The following is a 305-nucleotide window of genomic DNA, read 5'->3' as shown; positions in this document are numbered from 1 at the left end:
TTATCGAGCATTAAGCAATTTGCTTTTCCCGCTTATTCCCTGACTAAAAGTTCCTAAAATCTTTAGGTGTGCTCAGGTTGTGACTGGAGGCCCCCCCATCATGATAGCATAGATTGTCTGAAATTTTTCTCCAAACAGCATCCAGCCCAACACCGGACCGCGACAGGACAAAAAAAAGCGCCGACAACCTTTTGGCTGTAAGCGCTTGATTTTTAGTAAATCATATATGGTGCCGGGACCAGGAATCGAACCAGGGACACACGGATTTTCAGTCCGTTGCTCTACCGACTGAGCTATCCCGGCAC

The 305-nt window shown here is 47.2% G+C and carries 1 tRNA gene; it reads right to left on the bottom strand.

Annotated features, from left to right (window positions below):
- Positions 1-227: 227 nt before the first annotated feature.
- Positions 228-303 (bottom strand) — tRNA-Phe (locus ACYQ8U_RS23350).
- Between the last annotated feature and the right edge of the window lie 2 nt (positions 304-305).

The sequence above is a fragment of the Desulfocastanea catecholica genome, assembly GCF_054657295.1.
The sequence above is the reverse complement of the archived record's forward strand: the minus strand, read 5'-3'. Positions and strand labels throughout refer to the sequence as shown.